The sequence below is a fragment of the Halospina denitrificans genome (genome assembly GCF_004364635.1).
Classification (GTDB): Bacteria; Pseudomonadota; Gammaproteobacteria; order Pseudomonadales; family Oleiphilaceae; genus Halospina; species Halospina denitrificans.
In genome coordinates this window covers 1-1834 of record NZ_SOAX01000013.1, presented here as the reverse complement: position 1 = coordinate 1834, position 1834 = coordinate 1, and the positions used below count along the sequence as shown (strand labels likewise).

Here is a 1834-nt window from a genome sequence, read left to right as displayed (position 1 = left end):
GCATAACGAGACTGTAGAAAAACCCGCTTCTGGGGCCAATCTACAGCCCTCCTGCTTGTTCATTTCACCAGCTCATTCACTGGTTCGATTATCTTCTCACGGTTCCAATGTCCGGATCCGTTTAGCTCAGTTCCGCCAGTGAGACCTTTAAGGGCCCGTTACAGCCGGCTTCTGGCGACACATTCCCGGCTTATCCCTCATGCTGCCAACTGCCCGTAATTGGCCAGCTTTTCGATATTGTGCACCAGGCAGTATAGCTGCCACTGGCCCTGGACCTTGCGTTTGCCCCTAAGGCTGAACCGGTTCAGCCGTTTGTGGGTGCCAATGTTGCCGAACACCGGTTCCACCACCGACATCCGGTGACTGTAGATGCGCTTGCCCTCGGCGCTGTCCACGCGGTGCTTCATCCAGTCGGTGTAGTTGGGTGAGCGGTTCTGGTTCAGGGCGAAGCTCACCTGCCGGCCCTTGCCGTGGCGGTGATCGGCGGCGCTGGGGGTCTGCATGCACCGGTGTTTCTTGGGGCAGTGGCGGCACTGCAGCAATCGGCCTTCGAAATAGGCGCGGGTGGTGCCATTGTTGTCCTGTCGAGTGGCCCGGTAACTGAGCCGGTTTCCTGCAGGGCAATCGCAGGTGAGGTTCACCGGATCGAAGTGGAATTCGGTAGCCGGGATAACCTCTTTCCAGTGTGATTGTCTGGTGTTCTGGTGGCGTTTTCCGTACTTGGCCTTCTGTTCGGCGAAGGCCGGATCGCGCTGGCGGAATCGGTTGTCCGGGATGTACCCGTTGATCTGGCGCTGGTGAAGGTAGCGGGCATTGGCTTCGTTGGCGAAGCCGGTGTCGGCGGTGACGATGGTGCCACTGCGGTAAATGTCGGCATTGATGCCCAGTCGTCGGTAGCGCTGTTCAACCCGCTCCAGAACCGGTTTCAGGGTATGGTGTTCCTGGCCTTCGCCGAAGGCCTGGGCGTCGATGATGACCTGGTGCTTTTTATCCACGGTGGCCACGCCGTTGTAGCCCTGGATGGTGCCCTTGCCGGTGGTCATCTTGGCGCTTTCATTGTCCGTGATGTTGCTCTTCACTTCCTTGCTCCGCTTGCCCTGGCCCTTCCGTGGGCTCTGCGTCTTTAGGAAGCGGTCGATTTTGTTCTTGGCCTCGTCCAGCGAGAGGATGGTGTTCGCTTCCCGGATCTGCTGATCCAGTTCGGCCTCTGTTGTGGCCTCATCGCGCTGGCGGTGTTCCTGGAGTCGGTGGCGGATCAGTCGGCGCAGCTTGTCGCGCTTATCGCCCAGTTCCTTGAAAGTGCCGGACCATTCCTTCGACGCATCCGAGCTCATCTTGCAGCCGTCGATGGCGAACAGTTCGTTGCCCAGAAGTCCCTGCTCCTGACACACCAGAAGAACCTGCTCGAACAGTGCTTCGATCTCATCGGCGTGGCTGCTCACAAACGCCGCCAGGGTGGTGAAGTGCGGCACCGTGTCGCAGGACAGCGCCTTGAAGATGATGTTGGTCTCGCAGCACCACTGCATCTCCCGGCTGGAGGTGATGCCCTTGGAGTAGGCGAACAGGATGATCTTCAGAAGTATGGCCGGGTCGTAGGCCAGTCGGCCAGTGTCTTCATTACGGTACTTGGGATAAAAGACCGACAGGTCCAGCTTGTGCTCAATCAGGTAATGGACGGCGTATTCGAAGGTCCCGGGCTGAAGCTGGTGGCGGTAGTTAATGACGACCATCGCATCCTGGTCGTAGTTGTAGGGCTTGAATCGGGGCATGCGAACGGCTCCTTGTTGCTCGGTGCCAGCCTATCAAATCGGGGGTTTTTCTACAGTCTCAACGC

Annotated in this window: 1 protein-coding gene; it reads right to left on the bottom strand. The window is 58.6% G+C overall.

What is annotated here, in order from left to right; translation table 11 throughout:
* Positions 1-197 precede the first annotated feature (197 nt).
* Positions 198-1769 carry a transposase gene (locus DES49_RS15415; protein WP_133737330.1) on the bottom strand — a complete coding sequence of 524 codons (1572 nt, stop codon included), beginning with the start codon at positions 1767-1769 and terminating at the stop codon, positions 198-200.
* Between the last annotated feature and the right edge of the window lie 65 nt (positions 1770-1834).